At 50.0% G+C, this 18,561-nt stretch carries 13 protein-coding genes; 3 read left to right on the top strand and 10 right to left on the bottom strand.

Annotated features, from left to right (window positions below; translation table 11 throughout):
- Positions 1-41 precede the first annotated feature (41 nt).
- From EA26_RS17520 to EA26_RS17510, 3 genes are all read left to right on the top strand, one after another.
- Positions 42-1,055, top strand: a complete 1,014-nt coding sequence (locus EA26_RS17520) for a Fe(3+) ABC transporter substrate-binding protein (RefSeq protein WP_039430414.1) — start codon at positions 42-44, stop codon at positions 1,053-1,055.
- Between the two features lie 100 nt (positions 1,056-1,155).
- A complete protein-coding gene (locus EA26_RS17515) occupies positions 1,156-2,781 on the top strand; it encodes an ABC transporter permease (protein WP_039430413.1) in 1,626 nt (541 codons plus the stop codon).
- Positions 2,781-3,809 (top strand): ABC transporter ATP-binding protein, encoded by a 1,029-nt coding sequence (locus EA26_RS17510; protein WP_039430412.1) that lies wholly within the window; start codon positions 2,781-2,783, stop codon positions 3,807-3,809. Before EA26_RS17515 ends, EA26_RS17510 begins: the two co-directional genes overlap by 1 nt.
- 63 nt (positions 3,810-3,872) lie before the next feature.
- Here EA26_RS17510 and EA26_RS17505 read toward each other — a convergent pair whose 3' ends face one another.
- The 10 genes from EA26_RS17505 to EA26_RS17460 all read right to left on the bottom strand — a co-directional run bounded on the left by EA26_RS17505 (position 3,873) and on the right by EA26_RS17460 (position 18,339).
- A complete protein-coding gene (locus EA26_RS17505) occupies positions 3,873-5,288 on the bottom strand; it encodes a phosphoglucomutase/phosphomannomutase family protein (RefSeq protein WP_039430411.1) in 1,416 nt (471 codons plus the stop codon).
- 68 nt (positions 5,289-5,356) lie between these two features.
- Entirely contained in the window at positions 5,357-7,762 is a 2,406-nt protein-coding gene (locus EA26_RS17500; protein ID WP_039430410.1) for a glycoside hydrolase family 94 protein, read from the bottom strand.
- A gap of 89 nt (positions 7,763-7,851) precedes the next feature.
- Positions 7,852-9,771: a beta-N-acetylhexosaminidase gene (locus tag EA26_RS17495; protein ID WP_039430409.1), complete on the bottom strand. Its 1,920-nt coding sequence runs from the start codon at positions 9,769-9,771 to the stop codon at positions 7,852-7,854.
- 9 nt (positions 9,772-9,780) lie between these two features.
- Complete coding sequence (locus tag EA26_RS17490; protein WP_039430408.1) at positions 9,781-10,671, bottom strand: glucosamine kinase nucleotide-binding domain-containing protein; 891 nt, start codon at positions 10,669-10,671, stop codon at positions 9,781-9,783.
- Positions 10,672-10,675: 4 nt separating this feature from the next.
- Positions 10,676-12,397: a glycoside hydrolase family 9 protein gene (locus EA26_RS17485; RefSeq protein ID WP_039430407.1), complete on the bottom strand. Its 1,722-nt coding sequence runs from the start codon at positions 12,395-12,397 to the stop codon at positions 10,676-10,678.
- Between the two features lie 66 nt (positions 12,398-12,463).
- Positions 12,464-13,459: an ABC transporter ATP-binding protein gene (locus EA26_RS17480; RefSeq protein ID WP_039430406.1), complete on the bottom strand. Its 996-nt coding sequence runs from the start codon at positions 13,457-13,459 to the stop codon at positions 12,464-12,466.
- A gap of 39 nt (positions 13,460-13,498) precedes the next feature.
- Entirely contained in the window at positions 13,499-14,482 is a 984-nt protein-coding gene (locus EA26_RS17475) for an ABC transporter ATP-binding protein (protein WP_039430405.1), read from the bottom strand.
- A 2-nt stretch (positions 14,483-14,484) separates the two neighbouring features.
- Complete coding sequence (locus EA26_RS17470) at positions 14,485-15,510, bottom strand: ABC transporter permease (protein ID WP_039430404.1); 1,026 nt, start codon at positions 15,508-15,510, stop codon at positions 14,485-14,487.
- A 2-nt stretch (positions 15,511-15,512) separates the two neighbouring features.
- Complete coding sequence (locus tag EA26_RS17465; RefSeq protein WP_039430403.1) at positions 15,513-16,499, bottom strand: ABC transporter permease; 987 nt, start codon at positions 16,497-16,499, stop codon at positions 15,513-15,515.
- A 166-nt stretch (positions 16,500-16,665) separates the two neighbouring features.
- Positions 16,666-18,339: an ABC transporter substrate-binding protein gene (locus EA26_RS17460; RefSeq protein ID WP_039430402.1), complete on the bottom strand. Its 1,674-nt coding sequence runs from the start codon at positions 18,337-18,339 to the stop codon at positions 16,666-16,668.
- Between the last annotated feature and the right edge of the window lie 222 nt (positions 18,340-18,561).

Below are 18,561 nucleotides of genomic sequence, written 5' to 3'. Positions count from 1 at the left end.
GTTATCATTCTAGTTCAAATCTAGCTCAAAGGACTCTCTTGATGAAAAAACTGCTTACTCTGTCTGCGCTGGCGTGCGCGACACTGGCACCGACAGCAATGGCTGCTGAAGAAGTGAACGTCTACTCTTACCGCCAACCTTTCCTTGTTGAACCTATGTTTAAAGAGTTCACCAAAGAGACGGGCATTAAAGTGAACGTGATGTTTGCGAAAACCGGTATTGCAGAGAAGCTAGCGCAAGAGGGCGAATACAGCCCGGCAGATGTGATTCTTACCGTAGACATCAGCCGTCTTGCTGAACTGACCGACAAAGGGCTAGTTCGGCCTGTAAACAGTGACATTATTGAAAAAAATGTCCCAGCACAGTACCAAGATAAGCAAAACGAGTGGTTCGCGTTGACCACCCGTACGCGCAGTGTTTACTCATCACGCGATCGCGTTGGTCTGCTGGGTGAAGATTTTGACTACGAAGATCTGGCGAAACCAGAATTCAAAGGCAAAATTTGTACTCGCAGCGGTAAACATCCTTACAACGTTTCTCTGGTATCAGCAATGATTGCTCATCACGGTGAAGCGGAAACCAAAAAATGGCTGGAAGGTGTGAAAGCGAACCTAGCGCGTAAACCGCAAGGCAACGATCGCGGTCAAGTGAAAGCGATCAAAGAAGGTCTTTGTGATGTTTCTCTCGGCAACAGCTACTACCTTGGCGCAATGATCAACGATCCTGAGCAAAAAGCGTGGGCGGACTCGGTATATATCAACTTCCCGAACCAGAAAACTCAAGGCACACACGTTAACATCTCTGGCATGGCGATGGCCAAATACGCGCCAAACAAAGCCAATGCGCAGAAGTTGATGGAGTTCTTGACCGACGACGTGGCACAGCAAATGTATGCCGAGGTGAACTTTGAGTACCCAGTTAAAGAAGGTGTGAAACGCTCTGAGCTGGTAGCCTCTTGGGGTGACTTTAAAGCCGATACGCTTTCTCTAGATGACATTGCATCTCACCATGCAGCGGCAATTAAGCTTCTCGACGAAGTGAAATTTGACCTTTAAATGAAACAAGGGGTATAACTGTACTCCTTGTAAATTAAAGTGATATGAGATGTATTTGCGAGCGCAACTGTATTTCATACAGCCTTGCAGTAATTAGGCGATGAAAGAACAAAAATACACCTGGAAGACCAGCAGTGGGGCATTAGCCGTACTGCTGGTTTTGCCGATCTTAGCGATCTTCTACACGGCGGTTGGCCCAAGTGACGAGCTGTTTGCTCACTTGCTGGCAACCGTGATGCCTTCCTACATTGTTAACACCATTACTTTGACCTTGGGCGTGATGCTGCTCTCGTTGTTGCTTGGCATTCCGAGTGCTTGGCTCATGGCGATGTGCAAACTGCCCAGCGAAAAGTGGCTGCAGTGGGCGTTGGTGCTGCCATTGGCGATGCCCGGTTACATCATCGGCTACATTTTTACCGATTGGTTTGACTACGCTGGCCCAGTACAGATTTTGCTGCGTGACATCACGGGCTGGGGCGCTGGGGAATATTGGTTTCCTGATATTCGCACTGTTCCGGGGGCGGTTTTTGTCCTGTCACTGGTGCTCTATCCTTATGTCTATCTGCTGTGTCGCGCCGCTTTTATGGAGCAAAATGTCTCTTTGCTGCAAAGCGCGCGCCTGCTTAAGTGCAGCCCGTGGGAGAGTTTTTGGCGCATTTCGATGCCGTTGGCGCGTCCTTCCATCGCCGTAGCTTTGTCACTAGTTGCAATGGAAACCATCGGTGATTTTGGTACCGTGAGCTATTTTGCGGTCAATACCCTAACTACGGCGGTTTACGACACTTGGCTCGGCTACTCCAATCTCAATGCAGCAGCGAAAATCTCTGCGTTGATGCTGGTGATCGTCATCTTACTGCTCAGTGCTGAGCGCTACAGTCGTCGTCGGCAAAAGCTGTTTCAATCGCAATTTAATAGCCACGAAGATTTCCGCTATCAACTGCATGGCTGGAAAAAATGGGCGGCACTGTGTTGGTGCTGGGGGCTGGTGGCAGTAGCGTTTCTGTTTCCTCTGTTGCAACTGCTCGACTACTCGCTGACCTATTTTGCGCAAAGCTGGACCGAAGAGTTTCGCCGTTTTGCACTTAACAGCTTGCAAGTCTCTTTATCTGCGGCGATTGTCGCGGTATTGGTCGCATTGGTAGTGAACTTCAATTACCGACTTCACAGCCAGCGCTCAAGCTTAGTGTGGATGCGCATGTCGTCGCTCGGTTATGCCGTGCCGGGAACGGTTTTGGCTATTGGCGTGATGGTGCCAGTGTTGTCGCTCGATCATTTGGTCAACGACTTGGCCAAGCAGTTTGCATGGGGAAGGCCGGGGCTGATTTTTTCCGGTTCTATGTTTGCCATGATTTTTGCTATGGTGGTGCGTTTTGCCGCGGTGGCGATTGGCAGTATTGAAAGTCATCTCAACAAGGTTTCCCCTTCGCTCGACATGGCTGCCAGAACCATGGGCTGTAATGCCAATCGCATGTTGTGGCGGGTGCATTTCCCTTTGATCAAACGTGGCATGCTCATAGCTGGCTTACTGGTGTTTATTGAGTCGATGAAGGAGCTCAATGCGGCTTTGCTTTTGCGACCCTTTAACTTCGAAACCCTTGCGACCTACGTTTATAGCTACGCCTCCGACGAGCGCTTGGAGATCGCAGCCATGCCTGCGGTACTGTTGGTGCTGGTCGGTTTGATCCCTCTTGTCATTGTTAACCGTTCACTGGAGCAGAGTCACTAATGAGCTGTGCGTTATCTATCCGAAATTTGACCTGCCAATATGATCAACAGACGATTTTAGAATCGCTCTCTTTGCACGTTGAACCGGGGCAAATTGTCTGTTTGCTTGGCGCGAGTGGCTGTGGCAAAACCACTTTGCTCAAGGCCATTGCTGGCCTCTTGCCGCTCAGCGCGGGCGAGATGTGCCTCAATGGTGTGACGATCGACAATGGCCAGCATTGGCTGCCACCTGAGCTGCGCAACATTGGCATGATCTTTCAAGACTACGCACTCTTCCCGCATTTGACGGTGGCCGACAACGTTGGGTTTGGACTGAAAGGGTTCAGCCAACAAGAGAAACAGCGTCGAGTGGCCGAAATGTTGGATTTGGTGCATCTGAGCGCTTTTGCCCAGCGCTACCCGCACCAGCTTTCAGGTGGTCAGCAGCAGCGAGTCGCCATTGCGCGCTCATTGGCTTACAAGCCTGATTTACTGCTGTTGGATGAACCGTTTTCCAATATCGACACTCAAGTGCGTCATGAGTTGATAGGTGAAATTCGCAAGTTGTTCAAAGCGCAGGGGGTGACGGCGATTTTTGTTACCCATTCTCGTGAAGAGGCGTTTGCCTTTGCCGACAAAATGGCGGTGATGAACCACGGCGTAATTGAGCAATATGGCACGGCGTCGGAGCTTTACTATCAACCATCAAGCAAGTTTGTGGCGGATTTTCTTGGCGGTGGCAGTTATCTGCCTGCAACGCGTCTGTCTGAGAGCGAGTTCGAAACGCAGCTTGGTGTGGTAGAAGCCCAAGCGCAGCAGCCAATAGAACTCAACGCTCGTTGCGAACTGTTGCTGCGCCCGCAGCACATTCAAATCAGTGCCGCCGAAAAGAGCAGTATTCACATTTTAGAACAGCAGTTTATGGGCGATCACTGTCGCTATGTGATTGAAAGCAATGGTAGCCAACTGTTAGCCAGTTCCTCGCAGGCGCTGAGTGTCGGACAGAGTGTAAGTGTCAAAGTGGATACGCAAGGTATCTTGGCATTTTAAGAGCAAAAAAAAGCCCGACTTAGTGTCGGGCAATCGTTCTTCAGGTGAATCCTCTTGGCAGGATCAGTTTAAAGCTAAAAATTCTTTAAACTGTTGAAGAACAAGCTCTGCAGTGTCTTTGTCCTGCATCTCTGCAAAAATTCTCAGCAGCGGCTCTGTGCCGGAGAAGCGGGCAATCACCCAGCCGCCATTTTTGAAGTAGACTTTGGCACCGTCGTGATAACTCACTTTGTCGATGGCAAAATCAAATTCAGGTAGCTGCTTCTCAACATAAATTTTGTTGTACAACGCCTCTTTCTGCGCGGCTTTAAACTTGCAATCGCCTTCGGCCATGTAGGCGTAGCCGTATTTGCTGTAGATCTCATCGAGTAGCTCAGAGAGTTTTTTGCCAGTCACCGAGAGCATTTCCACCAACAGGCTAGAAGCGAACACGCCATCTTTGCCCTTGATGTGACCGCGAATGGTCAAGCCGCCAGAGCTTTCACCACCAATCAAAGAGTCGTCCGCTTCCATTTGTGAGCTGATGTGTTTAAAGCCAACAGGAACTTCAAAGCACACTTCGCCATGATCAGCGGCGATCTTGTCGAGAATATGCGTCGTGGCGATATTGCGCACCACCGAGCCTTTCCAGCCTTTATATTCAAGCAGGTAGTAGTAAAGCAGCATCAACACTTCGTTGGGGTGAATGAAGTTGCCTTTCTCATCGATGATGCCCAAGCGGTCGGCATCACCGTCAGTGCCGATGCCAATGTCGTAGCCTTCCGCGGCCACTAAGTGTTTGAGACGATAGAGCGTCGCGGCACTCGGTGAAGGCATTAACCCGCCGAAGTCCGGGTTTTTCCCGTCGTTGATCACGTCGACATCGCAGCGGCCATTGATCAGGACGGTTTGCAGCGCGTTTTTCGCCACGCCAAACATAGGGTCAATCAATACGCGCAGATTGGCACGTTTAATCGCTTCAATGTCGATAAAGTCGATGATCGAATCGACAAACTCGTTCATCGGGTTGATGATCTTGATCTGTTTGTCTTGCACCGCTTGTTCGAAATCGACGCTTTGCACTTGATCTAAAGTCAGATGGGCGATTTGCGCTTCGATCTTCTGCGTGATCACTTCGTCCGCATCACGTCCGCCTTCAATAAATACCTTGATGCCGTTGTAGTCCGCGGGGTTGTGCGATGCGGTAATACAGGCCGAGTAAGCGCAATCCATCTGTTTGGCTTTAAACATCACAATCGGCGTTGGGACAAATTTATTGATAAAGCTCACCACAATGCCGTTGGCGGCCAGCACTTCTGCAAACCAAGCCCCCGCTTTGTCTGACAAGAAACGGCGGTCGTAGCCGATAACAAAACCGCGATGCGCCACTGCTTCGTCATGAATGATGTTCGCGACCGCTTGCGCGACCAAGCGAACGTTGTCTTTGGTGAACTCTTCGCCAATAAAAGCGCGCCAGCCACCCGTTCCAAATTTGATCATAATTTGATCTCCAATCGGAAGTGGCAATGTGCCACTTCCCAAATTTTTGCTAGCGATACGTGATGGGGTTATCCCAACACGACTACAACCTCATTTACCGTACCTTGCGCTTGCGCAGGAACCGCACCTTCGATCGCTTGGCCGTTTAAAGTGATCGATTTCACTCCTTTTGACACACCTTGCGGGTTTTCTACCTTGATTTGGTAAGTCGCGCCGCGCCATTGACGAGTCACTTCAAAACCTGGCCACGAGGTTGGAATACATGGGTCGATTTCAAGTGAATCAAAACCAGTACGTACGCCGAGAATAAAGTTGGTGGTGGCGTAGTACGCCCAACCTGAAGTCCCCGTTAACCATGGGTGGTTTGCCCGACCATGGTCTTGGTGGTCACGCCCCATGATGAACTGCACGTAGGAGTACGGTTCTGCAATACGGGTTTCAATGATGTCGTTTTGGTTGTATGGGTTGAGTGAGTCGTAAAGCTCCATTGCGCGATCACCGCGGCCAAGCTTCGCTTCCGCGACCCATGCCCATGGGTTTGGATGCGAGAAGATCGCGCCGTTTTCTTTCACGCCTTGGTAAACGCGAGTAACGAAACCGATGTCATCATTCGGTGTGGCAAATGATGGTGCGTTTAGGTGTAGGCCATATTTGGAGAACAGGTACTCGTAGACTGCATCCATCGCCTTGATGCCGCGTTCGTGGCTGACGGCACCAGAAAGTACCGCCAGTGAGTTGGACTCAAGGTGCACTTTGCCTTCCACTTGGTCGAAGGTGCCGATCTTATCGCCATCTTTGGTCAGGCCACGGATGTACCATTCGCCTTTCTCATCCCAGAGATGGGTTTCACACGCTTGACGAACGCCGTTTGCCATCGCTTGGTACTTATCGGTTGCGGCGTCATCGTTACGGAAACGAGACAGTTCCAAGAAAGCTTCCAGTGCCCAGAAGTGCAGGAACGAGACCATAGAAGACTCACCGCCGCCGAGGTTTAGACAGTCGTTCCAGTCGGCACGTAGCCCTTTACAGATACCGGTTTGACCGACGTACTCTGCGGAGAAGTCCAGCGCCGCCATCATGTGTTCATACACCGTCGCATTGCCGCCGTCGGCGTAAGGGATCACTTCGTCAATAAAGCCGATATCACCTGTCTCTTTCACATAGTTCAAAATGGTTGGCACGATCCACAGGTGGTCGTCTGAACAGGTATCTTTGATGCCGTGGATCTTGTCATCGTCAGATGGGGTTGGGACAACGGTCGGTGATTTCGATGGTTTAACATCGGCTTTTTCTGGATCAAACCAATCAGGATCGAATAGGTGCAAACCGTAGCCTGCTTTCACTTGGCCGCGCAACAGATCAACCAGACGTTTACGCGTCATCGCTGGGTTGGTGTGCGGAACTGAGATCGCATCTTGCGCGGTATCACGATAACCCAAACCGGTACGGCCACCGACTTCAATGAACGAGGCAAAGCGCGACCATACTACACAGGTTTCTGCTTGGTAGAGCGTCCATGCGTTGATCATGGTATCTAAACCAGCGTTTGGTGATTTCACCTGGAACTTCTCACAGCGCTCGTCCCAGTGTGCTTTGATGCCGGCAAACGCTTGATCCACTTGGTTAAGATCTTGGTATTTTTCGCGCAATTTCGCGCCGTTACCTTTACCAACACCTAAGATCACCGCAAAGCGCACTTTTTCGCCCGGTTGCAACACGAATTGCTTATGCAGCGCACCACAATGGTTGTAACAAGTTTGCGCGCTGTTCGAGCACTGACCTTGCGCCACCGCAATTGGGTTGGCTTCGTCGCGGTACATGCCGAGGAACGTATCGCGCTGGCCATCGTAGCTGTCGGCATCAAACGTGGCTGTCAGGTAATAGAAACCAAGGAAGTCGTCGGTGTTGTAGTATAGGTCGTACTCAATCACGCCATCTTTGAATTCGGTACCCGCAGAGTAGAGCGACATCTGGTGGTTTTGGTTATCTGATTTAATGTGGCTGAAAGAGAACTCGACGTAGTTGAAAGCACTGATTGTGCGCACTTCGTTTGAGGTGTTTTCGATCTCAACATCCCAAACTTCGGCATCTTCGCCTTTTGGTACGAAGAGCGTTTTTTTCGCCACGATGCCGTTGTACTCACACTTAAATTTTGAGTAGGAGAGGCCATGACGAACTTCGTAGCCCGCTTGTTCAAGGCTTTTTGCCACGGGTTGCCAGGAAATAGACCAGTAGTCGCCAGTGGCATCATCACGCAGATAGACGTAATGTCCCGGGCGATCTTGGGTAAAGTTAGGGCGGAATTTGGTCACGCGATTGTACTCTGGCGAGTGATAGAAAGAGTAGCCGCCCGCGTTGTGTGAGATGACGGTACAGAACTTTTCTGTGCCCAGATAGTTCGTCCAAGGCGCTGGTACATCTGGACGGGTGATGACGTATTCACGATTGTCGTTATCGAAATAGCCGTATTTCATTGTCATTTCCTTTTCAACAAACTGCGCATAGGCAGTCAAAAACTAAAGCGAGTAAAAACAGCCGGGCGCTTTTGCCCCCGGTGGATTGTCTATTTCCAAGGCTGACGATATTGCACGCCTTGTTTGTCGAGCAGTGGTAAGTGGCCTTTGAGTCTCGCTAAATAGTCAGGCCAGTCGCGCTGCTGTTTTTCCGTCCAACACGCTTCGGCCAGCGCGGTTAAGCGCGGGAAGATCATGTAGTCCATGCGTTGTGGGTTATTAATGATTTCGCACCAAAGAGCCGTTTGGATTCCCCAAATTCGTTTATGAATTGGGTCGTCAGCCGGTATATTGGCAAGCGGCTCGTAGGTATAGGCTTTTTTAAGTGGCAGTGGATTGGCCCAATCTACCCCCGGCTCTTCCGGTGCGTAATCTTGTGTCATATCGAGATAGGTGGTTTGTGCAGGCTGCAGTACCACATCAAACCCTTGGCGAGCGCAGTTCACCGCCGCATCTTCACTCAGCCAAGAGTAGATGACGGTGTCTTTGCTGACTTTGTCGCCGTGTTGTGCTTCTTCCCAGCCAAGCATACGTTTGCCAAGTGAGCGCAGCTTTTGTTCCGCGTGGCGTAGCAAGTGGCCCTGAAGCTCTTTGTAATCTTGGTAGCTATATTCCGCCATCAACGCTTGGCAGCTCGGGCTGTTTGACCAAACGCCATGTGGCACTTCATCGGCGCCGATATGGACATAAGGAGAAGGAAACAGTGCCGCGACTTCTTCTAAGACGCGATCAAGAAATTGGTAAGTGCCTTCTAATGCAGGGTTTAACACGTTATCAGAGTAGTTCTGAATACTGCGATAGACGGTGGTGTCTTGTTCTTCAACCAGTAGGTGTGGCAGTGATTTGATTGCCGCGCGGCAGTGCCCTGGCACATCAATTTCAGGAATGACATTGATGCCTCGTTGCTGTGCAAACGCGACGACCTCTTTGATCTCTTCTTGACTATAAAAGCCACCGTAGCGCTGCGAAATGTGGGTGTATTGCGGCTCAATGGCTTCATCGACACCGCGCCAAGCGCCTATTTCGGTTAGCTCAGGGAAGGTTTTGATCTCAATTCTCCAGCCTTCATCGTCGGTCAGATGCCAATGGAAGGTGTTGAATTTGTAGTGCGCCAACAAGTTAATCAGACGTTTGACTTGCTCGACACTGTGAAAATGGCGTGAGCAATCGAGCATCATGCCGCGATAATCAAAGCGTGGTTTATCGGCAATCGTGCAGCACACCAGTTCAATCGGCTGACTCTCTTCAGGGCAACCAATCCATTGCAATAAGGTGGCGCTGGCGTGGACAAAGCCTGCCTGCGATCCTGATTCGATCGAGATGTGCGACTCACTGATAGTGAGGTGGTAAACCCCTTCATCCAAGGTAGGATTCTTTTTATAGACCAGCTTGCCATGCTCATCGGCGTGAAGAGTGATGTGGTGAATACGTTGCAGCTCGTCAATAAACCATTGGGCTGCGCTTTGTGCTGTATCGCATTGCCAAGCCACGCCGATCTCCGATGTGAGGGTAAAATGCCCTTCATCGAGTGTCATTGCATTGGGTTTAGGTAGCAGGGCGTGCTCACTGGCTAAAGTATGTGGCAAGGACTCGCGTTCGCGATAAGGAGAAGCAAGTACGATAGGAGGGACATCCACCGGGCGGCGAACTCGTGCATCGCCTTGTTGAAACTCAATAAAGGCTTGATTTAAACCATCGGAATAGTAGCGAAACGGATTAGTTTGCACGCTAAATTCACAGTAAAAGTGGTGATTTGCTGCCAAAACTTGCGTTTCCGGCTTTAGCTGGCAATAGCTACCAATTTGCGTCAGAGTGCCATGTGAGACGCTACCAGGCTGAATGAAGCGATTGAAAGCAAAAGTGAGCGACCACGCGGGCAGATCTTGGTCACTGAGATTATGCAAAGTGAGTCCAAAACGACAATTCTGTTTCTGCTCCGAAAGGACAACCAGGTCAATACGATATTCCATGAACAATTCCTATTGTTGGGTCATAGCATAGAGGTTGTGTTTGTCTTGACCGGCAAACATCAAGGCCCCTTCTATAGCGTCGTGTTGTGGCTCGACGATCCATTGCTGAACGGGTGGTGATAACCATTGCAAAATACGTTCTGCGATACTGCCCATTAAGCAGATACGTGTTGCGCCGCGTTTATGTAAAGCGATGAGAAACATCTCAATGTCCTGCGCCGTCTGTTTTAACAGCTCAATCGCCAGCGAGTCGGCCTGTTCCGCGTGTTGGAAAATCGCGGGAGAAAAGCAGCCATAGTCTCGCGGCAGTGCCTTTTTGGACCATTCAACAATAGCGTCGACATCTTGGTTAAAATGCGTCATCACGTGCAGGCAAAGTGGGGTTTTCTCGCGAATGCCATCTTCGGCCAGTAGCACTTGTTGGATAAGTCTCAAGCCCATAACAGCACCACCACCTTGATCGGAGATAGGAAACTCGCGTCCTCCCACCACATGCTGCACACCCTCTTGCAGATAGATGCCGCACGATCCTGTGCCTGCGATCATAATTGCGCCGTTTTCACCGTTGTGCGCACCAAGACAAGCGCCGTACGCGTCCGTATTCAAAGTGACGCTGGCAAAAGGATGCGGCTGCTGCATAAAAGCGTGCCAAGAGGCTTTATGCTCTGCCCCCGCCAGTGCTAAGCCCAAATGCATACTGGCGAAATCCTGCTCGGTTAGGCCACCTTGCATCGCGGCTTGGCGAATGGTCGAGATGATGGATGTCATGGCGAGTTCCGCGCCGAGCATGATATTGGCGCTGCCACTTTTGCCCTCGCCAATTAGCGTACCTTGCGCATCGCGGATCCGTGCGCGGCACGAGGTGCCTCCGCCATCAATCCCCACGTAAAATGCTTTCATCGGCTCACTCCTGCTCGAACTGAGTGTGGTGATGTGCTTGACACATCATGGCAAGCAAATACCAAGCGCCATGAGGGATCCACTGTTCCCCCCAACGCCAGTTCTGCAACATGTCGTCTTTTTGCCCGTCTGGGTTGAAGGCGATATCTTCTTCGTCTTCAAATCCAGCGGTTATCCCATTGCACACCCCGCCTTTGGCGTTGAAAAAACCTAGATGCGGAAGGTAATCCGGATTGTTATGGCCGTGGCCATCAAGCATGCACATATCGTACGGATTTAGCCCTAAAATCCAGTTCAAGGCATCTTGAGCCAAGAGTAAAAGTGTTTGTTTGAGCGCTTCATCGCGGAGGTGCTTTTGTGCTAAAAAGCCCAGCACCGCAAGCGAACCTAGACGGGCATTTTCACCCTGCCACCAATAGCCAGATTCGTTTTGTTGGGCGACAAAAAAGGCGTCACGTTTGACCTGATTGACTCCTTTAACGTACTGGCGCGGGTAACCAAAAGGATTGGTCACTCTGTTAGTGATAGTCACTTCAAACTCGCACGCGTTGTGCACTACTTGACGCAGCGGTTCGCTATATGGCTCATCGCTCTCGATAGATAAATATTCACATAGGGCAATCACGGGCAGGCCCGCTTCGGCCGCGTGGAAATAAGGACGAGAACCATCTTGATTGGCTGACCAGAAATGGGCGAACTGCTCATCGCTGTGTTGACGCGCCGAAAGGCGGGCTGCCCAAGCGCGACTTTCTTCTAGATATCGAAGCTCTTGCGTTGAACGATATAGCTCGACACATGCCAGCAGAGCGCAGTATTCATCGATGATGTTCTCTGTTCCATCATTGAGATAATGGCGATTGTTCTCTTTCAGATGCCAGTAGCCATTTTCGGCTGCGTTGAGGTATTTCTGCTGATCATACTCGCCGTGCACATCCAATCTTGCGGCTGCTGCTAGCGCCGCTATTGCGATGCCGCCACCTTGGCGAAATCCCGCTTGGTAGTCGTCAGACTTGTGCCCCTGTTGAGTGGCGTAAGTACAAATTTCCCGTTGTTTGACGTCTTTACTCCACTTGTCGAAGACCGTGGTGTAAAAGAACCCTTTAGGATTTTGCATTCTGACCAAAAAATCAGCGCCATGCAGCGCTTCCTCTTTTAGCCGCACTTGACTAAATGCCGGGAAATCAGAGCTTTCGCTCATCAACGCTAAACCTTTGAGCATGTTCCACACCACCATGGGGGTTTGCTGTGGGTTGAGATAGTTGGCGTAAGAGAGGTGGCTGAGATATTTACTCACATCGCCTGAGGCGTCGTACCAGCCGCCGTGCACATCCACAGTTTGCTCGCTGTGCAGCAAAGGAACGGCTTTATCTTGTTGGTCAAACATTCCGCCACAGCGTTGCGATTTAAAGTAGTGCAATACGTCGGAAAAGGTTCGCTTGAACAGTAAAGTGTCGCCGATGGTAAAGGTGGCTGAACATAGGTTGTCAAAGCGAAGATAGAACTCACCAACGTGGTTAAAGTCACTAAAATCAATGGTGTAAAAATACCCTTGATGCCAGTTGGCGACGCGACCGGCTTTTTGTATTGGAAGGGTAGTGATCGTTTGATGCTCATTGGCACAGACCAGCAAGGCGGTGTCAGACGACAGACGTGCTTGACGTGTCTGAAGCACGGCTTTCTTGGGGCCGTTTCGTTCGTAGCCTATATGGTTAGTGAGTAGCAGCATTGCAAATCTCCGACAAAGGATTTCTAGTTATTGCCAGAGCCAGGACGAGTCCTGACTCTATTGGGCTTAATTTTCAAATAAATAACAACGAACAAAGTGGTTTTCCGATAGCTGCGTTACTTCAGGTAACTGCTCGCGGCATCGACTGGTCGCGTGTTCACAGCGCCCCGCAAAAGGGCAACCAACGGAAGCGGGCGTCCAGAGTGGAATTTCCCCTTTATTGCCTTTTAACTTGTCGTGAATCGATTTGCTTGGATCGGGCACCGCAGACACCAACAGTTGCGTGTAAGGGTGTTGAGGGTCATGAATGATCTCTTCCGTATCTCCCCATTCCACCATGTGACCGACGTACATTACGGCCAGATCTTCGGCAATGTAGCGTGCGGTTGCGATGTCGTGCGTGATGTAGAGCAGTGACATCTGTTTCTCAAACTTCATCTCTTCCATCAAGTTGAGCACGCCAGCACGGATGGAGACATCCAGCATGGAAGTCGGTTCGTCCGCCAATACCACTTCCGCGCCGACGGCAATATTGCGTGCTAAGTTGACGCGCTGACGTTGGCCACCAGAAAGCTGATGGGGGAACTTCGCTGCGGTCTCTTTTGGTGGAATAAGGCCGACCTGTTCCAGCAGATCGTAAACACGCTCTTCCAGCTCTTTTGGGTTGCCCGGGGCGATCTTTTTATGGATCAGCAGTGGCCTGGCGATGTGGTGGAAGATATTGTGTGTTGGGTTAAGTGAGCCAAACGGATCTTGCCACACCATCTGAATGCCTTCGCGGTAAGCCATCAGATCTTTTCGTGAGGTGATCTCTTGAATGTCTCGGCCTTTATATTCAATCACTCCGTTGCTTGGCGCGTACATTTTGGCGATCATTTTGGCGGTGGTTGATTTACCAGAGCCGGACTCACCCACGACCGATAACCCGCGAGCTTTGTACATTTTGAATGACACGTCATTGAGGGCACGCATCTTAGATTGTTTGATTGAGTTGCTATTGAGCGGGAAGTCTTTGACGACGTTTTTGCCTTCAATCAGCAGCTCACCATATTCTTTGCTCATAATTGTCTCCAGTATCCTTAACAGCTTGTCTCGTGGTCTTTACAGCTTGTGCTGAGCAATCGGCTCGCCATACAGGTGGCAGTTGGAAAAACGGCCTGGCTCGATTTGTCGTAAGCTGGTGGCGACCTTGGTACAAGTGTCGTGAACACGACTGCAACGGGCTTGGAAACGGCAACCTTGTGGAACATCCAGCAGGTTCAACGGGTTACCAGGTATGCCGGTCAGTTTGGTTTTTGGTCCTGTCAGCGGTGGGAATGAACTACCCAACCCTTTGGTATAAGGGTGGAAAGGGGATTCCAGAATTTGTTTCGCTGGCGCAACCTCAATCAGCTCACCGGAGTACATGATGCCGATGCGATCGGAAAACTCGACCATCAACGACAAGTCATGGGTGATGAAGAGGATTGAAAAACCAAACTCTTCTTTCAGCGCATAGATCTTTTGCAAGATTTCGCGCTGTACCACCACATCGAGGGCGGTGGTTGGTTCATCCATGATGATCATTTTCGGATTGAGCGCGAGAGCAATGGCAATCACTAGGCGCTGGCGCATACCGCCAGAGAACTGGTGCGGATAATCGCTGAGACGGCTGGCGTGAATGTCAACGATCTCTAGCAGCCCTTCGGCGCGGCGTTTAGCTTGCTCACGTGTCATATTGGTGTGGCGCATGATCACATCGCAGAACTGATCTTCCATGGTCAATACAGGGTTAAGCGCGTTCATCGCGCTTTGGAATACCATGGACATTTGGCTCCAGCGAAACGCCTGCATGCGATCGTCACTGTATTGGAGAATATCTTCACCGTTGAAAATCACTTCTCCGCCAGTAATAAACGCGGGCGGCTTGTGCAGGCGCATCAAAGAGAAAGCGACGGTTGATTTACCACAGCCAGATTCTCCAGCAAGACCAAACACTTCACCGGGGGCAATGTCGAAGCTGACATTGTTACAGGCACGGACATCGCCCGCATCGGTGATGTAGTCAACGCATAGATTGCGGATTGAAATAAGTGGCGTTGTCATAGTTATTTATCTCCGCTGCAAAGTACATTTTGTGGTTCAATCGCTGGAGCACGTTCTTTCTTGTCTTGCTCTGCCAGTTTTTTCCAGCGTTTCATACCTTTATGAGAGCGAAGTTGTGGGTTGGCAATTTCATCGACTGCGAAGTTAAGCAGCGCCAAACCAGTGACCAACAAGGTCAGTGCGATACATGGAGCCAGTAGTTCCCACCAAGCGCCGATGAGCATCGAAGAAGAGGTTTGTACGTTGTACAGCATGATGCCCCAACTGATGGTGTTGGGATCGCCAAGGCCAAGGAAGGATATGATGGATTCCATGGTAATGGCGTACATAACTGAACCGATAAAGCTTGCGCCGACAATAGGAATCAGGTTGGGCAGAATCTCAACGAAGATGATGCGCCATGAGGACTCACCCAGCACTTCAGCGGCTTTGACAAACTCTTTTTCACGCAGCGCAAGTGTTTGTGAGCGAACGACCCGCGCGCCCCACGCCCAGGAGGTACAACCGATAATAATCGCGATGGTTACCGGCCCTGCTTCGCCAATAAAGGCGGCTAAAACAAACAGCAGCGGATATTGCGGTATCACCAACATGATGTTCATCGCCGCGGTGAGAATATCGTCGATACGACCACCAAAGTAACCCGCCGAAATGCCGATAACAGTCGCCAAGAAACAGACGGTAATACCTGCGCCAAAGCCAACAGCGAGTGACACGCGAGCACCGTAAGCCAGTTGAGACCAGATATCACGGCCCATACGCGACGTGCCTAGCGCATGATCAGCCTTTTTAGACAGTTGCAGCGTACGGCGATCATCGGCGAGGTTTTTGGCAATCCAACCATCAGGATTGGCTTTCGCGGAGGTCACGACAAAACTTGGGTATTCGTGTGGGTTACCTGTTCTCTTATCTGGCGCATGTTTAGTGATAAGTGGTGCGCCCACTGCCATGAAAATAAACAGGCTAACAATCACCAGACCAATACGTGCAACTGAGTTACCTAGAATAAGCTTAAATAGATTGTTCATGATTATTTACCTCCCTTGCGTAGGCGAGGATCGAGCACGACATACAGCATGTCGGCAATCAGGTTAAACGACAGCATAAACAGCGTCATGATAAGTAGTTGACCTTGTAGAACTTGGTAGTCACGCGCGTTGATTGCATCAAGCAGAACCTTACCTAATCCCGGGTAGTTGAAGATGATTTCAACGATAAGCTGACCACCGATCGCCATACCGAGTGACATGGAAAGCGCCGTGACACTGGGCAGTAGCGCGTTACGCGCTGCATAGTTGAACACCACGCGGTTTTCGCTCAAGCCTTTGCCTTTGGCCATGGTGATGTAGTCTTCTGCTAGCAGGTTGATCATGTTGTTACGCATGTTCACCAAGAAGCCACCAATTTGCACGATAGAGGCACACAGTAGAGGCAGGATGGCGTGATAAGCCACGTCTTTGTAATAAGCCCAGCTTGTCCAATCTGGAATCGTGCCCGGCGTGTAGGCATAACCGGTTGGGAACCAGCCTAGGCCGATAGCAAACGTAAACAGAGCGAGCATGGCAATAACGACTTGCGGAACCGCTTGGATAATCAGCATCCCCGGCGTAATGAACGCATCGTATTTACTACCACGACGCCAAGCAGCGAAGATCCCTAAGATAGAACCAATCGAGAAAGAGAGAATAACTGCACTGCCCGCTAAGAACAGTGACCAGCCAAAAGCGCTGCCTAACAGTTCGTTGACGCTGAGTGGATAGAACTTGATTGACGTACCCAGTTCCCAACTCACAATACTCTTGAGGTAGGTCAAATACTGGACATACAAAGGACCGTCGACGAAGCCAAGCAACTTCTGCATAGCCGCAATACGCTCTGGTGTTACTTGCGTTGTTGCGTGTGCAAACATCATGGTGACCGGATCGCCCGGCATCGCCCTCGGAATAATAAAGTTTAATGTCGCCGCAACTAAGAGAGCGACTAAATAAAATGACAAACGTCTTAAAAAATAACCCATAACTTACACCTTACTCACCCAGCGTTTTCCCTGTTTCTGGTTTCAGGTCGCTCATGACCGAATTCAGAGCGAAAAATCCCCTGACGACTGGCGCCATAAACAAACTCGCTTTGAAAGGGATTTATAGCGGCGCACGGGATGTGCGCCGCGGGAGATGAACTTCTACTTAGTTAACTGGTTTTAGATCCAGTACGTGCAGTAGACGCTCAGGGATGCCAGCCCAAATGTTTGGACGGCCCTTAGGATTTTCTTCGTTCCACCAGCCAGTAAAGCGCTTGGTGTTGTATTGGTACATGTAAGCACCAGACATTACAGGTATGGTGACCTGATCTGCAGCGATGATTTGCTGGATACCATGAGCGATAGCGATTTGCTCTTTCTTGTCAGCCGTTTTGTAGAAGCTGTCGAGTAGGTTGTCCAGTTTGTCATTTTTGTAGAAGTGCATCGCGAAGCGAGGCATGCCTTCACCTTTCTGCAGTGCTGAGTTATATGCACTGTTCCAATACAAGTGTGGATCCGCACCGTGGAAGTAGTTGGTGTATGCAACGTCGTAAGTGCCTTCTAGCATTGCTTGGTTGTATACCGCAAACTCAGGGGTACGTGCTTTCGCTTTGATGCCTACTTCAGCGAGCTGTTCAACCGCAAGTTGCACAGTGTTGTTGAAGTCAGTCCAGCCATTTGGCGATTGGATCAGCAGTTCGAAAGATTTGCCTGATGGGGTGTCGACGAAGCCGTCGCCATTGACATCTTTGAAGCCTGCTTTAGCCAGTAACTTCTTCGCACCTTCCACGTTGTAGGTGTTGTAGCCTTTGTACTTGTTGTGCACTTTTTCATCAGACCAAGCTTCGAAAGCGTAGCCAAGGCCAGATGCGAAGTCGTTCACTGTACCGCCGCCGTAGAACGCGATGTCAATGATAGTTTGACGGTCAAGTGCCATAGAGAATGCACGACGGAAGTCAACATTGGTCAGCGCTTCTTTCTTCGCTGGATCTGGGTTTTTGAAGTTCACCACAAACGCTTGAGTACCTGATGGTGGATACCAGTACTGGTGGTTAGGGCTCGCTGCTGCGTAAGTACGGTCAATGTCTGGAATGAACGAAGAAGTCCAATCTAGCTCAGAGTTAACAATCTTACCTAGCAGTTGGTCATTGTTGGCGATTTGAGGTACGCGTAGACAGTCTACGTCCAAGTTTGCTTTATCCCAGTAATTTGGGTTACGACACTGAATGTAAAGTTGTGGAGTAAAAGTGTCGATTTCAGTAAATGGACCAGTACCAACAGGATTTTCGTTGGTGAACGTGGTTGGATCTTTTACGTCTTTCCACACGTGCTCAGCAACGATAGGAACCAATGAAATTTCGTAAGGGACGTTAGAGTTTGCTTCGCTTAGGCGGAAACGAACTTGGTATTCGTTCAGTTTCTCAACACTGGTTACCCATTTGTTGATGCCGCGTTGGTCAAGCTCAGGTTTTGCTTTCAGTAGGCCGTAAGAGAACACGACGTCATCTGCAGTAAACTTCTGACCATCAGACCATTTTACACCTTTACGGATGTCAAAAGTCACGCTCATCAGGTCGTCAGACATGCGGAAATCTTCAGCGAGACGCATCACAGGGGTATTGCCATGCATTTCATTAAAGATAACAAGTGGTTCATAGATGAAATCCGTTGTCGTGCGAAGGTTAGTCGCTAGATACGGGTTAAAGTTACGTACCATGGTAGGGTAGAAATCAGGTACGATAGTTAGCTCACTACGAGCTGCCGCTGGTGCGGAAATGCTGGTCGCTGCTGCGGCGATAACTGCAGTCGCTAGAGCCGTTTTTTTTATATTGGCAAGCATAGCTGTTCCTTACTATTCGCTTTCATTTCACATTGTTTGGAATGTCATCAATTGATAAACACTCTCCAAGACCTACCTCTGACGGTTTGATCAAAGTGGCCTGTAGGCCTTAGGCAGGAGTAAGAAAACACCTTACCAAGTAAATAATCAAACTCGTTTCCCGTTAAAAACGTTAAAATGGCCAGCAACTCCGTCATAAACGTCATTTTTATCCAGGTTGAG

Origin of the sequence: Vibrio navarrensis (assembly GCF_000764325.1) — a bacterium.
GTDB classification, from domain to species: Bacteria; Pseudomonadota; Gammaproteobacteria; order Enterobacterales; family Vibrionaceae; genus Vibrio; species Vibrio navarrensis.
The sequence above is the reverse complement of the archived record's forward strand: the minus strand, read 5'-3'. Positions and strand labels throughout refer to the sequence as shown.

Excerpts from the sequence above, each read along its gene's own strand:
- EA26_RS17520 (WP_039430414.1), top strand. The coding sequence starts at position 42 with ATGAAAAAACTGCTTACTCTGTCTGCGCTGGCGTGCGCGACACTGGCA.
- EA26_RS17515 (WP_039430413.1), top strand. The coding sequence starts at position 1,156 with ATGAAAGAACAAAAATACACCTGGAAGACCAGCAGTGGGGCATTAGCC.
- EA26_RS17510 (WP_039430412.1), top strand. The coding sequence starts at position 2,781 with ATGAGCTGTGCGTTATCTATCCGAAATTTGACCTGCCAATATGATCAA.
- EA26_RS17505 (WP_039430411.1), bottom strand. The coding sequence starts at position 5,288 with ATGATCAAATTTGGAACGGGTGGCTGGCGCGCTTTTATTGGCGAAGAG.
- EA26_RS17500 (WP_039430410.1), bottom strand. The coding sequence starts at position 7,762 with ATGAAATACGGCTATTTCGATAACGACAATCGTGAATACGTCATCACC.
- EA26_RS17495 (WP_039430409.1), bottom strand. The coding sequence starts at position 9,771 with ATGGAATATCGTATTGACCTGGTTGTCCTTTCGGAGCAGAAACAGAAT.
- EA26_RS17490 (WP_039430408.1), bottom strand. The coding sequence starts at position 10,671 with ATGAAAGCATTTTACGTGGGGATTGATGGCGGAGGCACCTCGTGCCGC.
- EA26_RS17485 (WP_039430407.1), bottom strand. The coding sequence starts at position 12,397 with ATGCTGCTACTCACTAACCATATAGGCTACGAACGAAACGGCCCCAAG.
- EA26_RS17480 (WP_039430406.1), bottom strand. The coding sequence starts at position 13,459 with ATGAGCAAAGAATATGGTGAGCTGCTGATTGAAGGCAAAAACGTCGTC.
- EA26_RS17475 (WP_039430405.1), bottom strand. The coding sequence starts at position 14,482 with ATGACAACGCCACTTATTTCAATCCGCAATCTATGCGTTGACTACATC.
- EA26_RS17470 (WP_039430404.1), bottom strand. The coding sequence starts at position 15,510 with ATGAACAATCTATTTAAGCTTATTCTAGGTAACTCAGTTGCACGTATT.
- EA26_RS17465 (WP_039430403.1), bottom strand. The coding sequence starts at position 16,499 with ATGGGTTATTTTTTAAGACGTTTGTCATTTTATTTAGTCGCTCTCTTA.
- EA26_RS17460 (WP_039430402.1), bottom strand. The coding sequence starts at position 18,339 with ATGCTTGCCAATATAAAAAAAACGGCTCTAGCGACTGCAGTTATCGCC.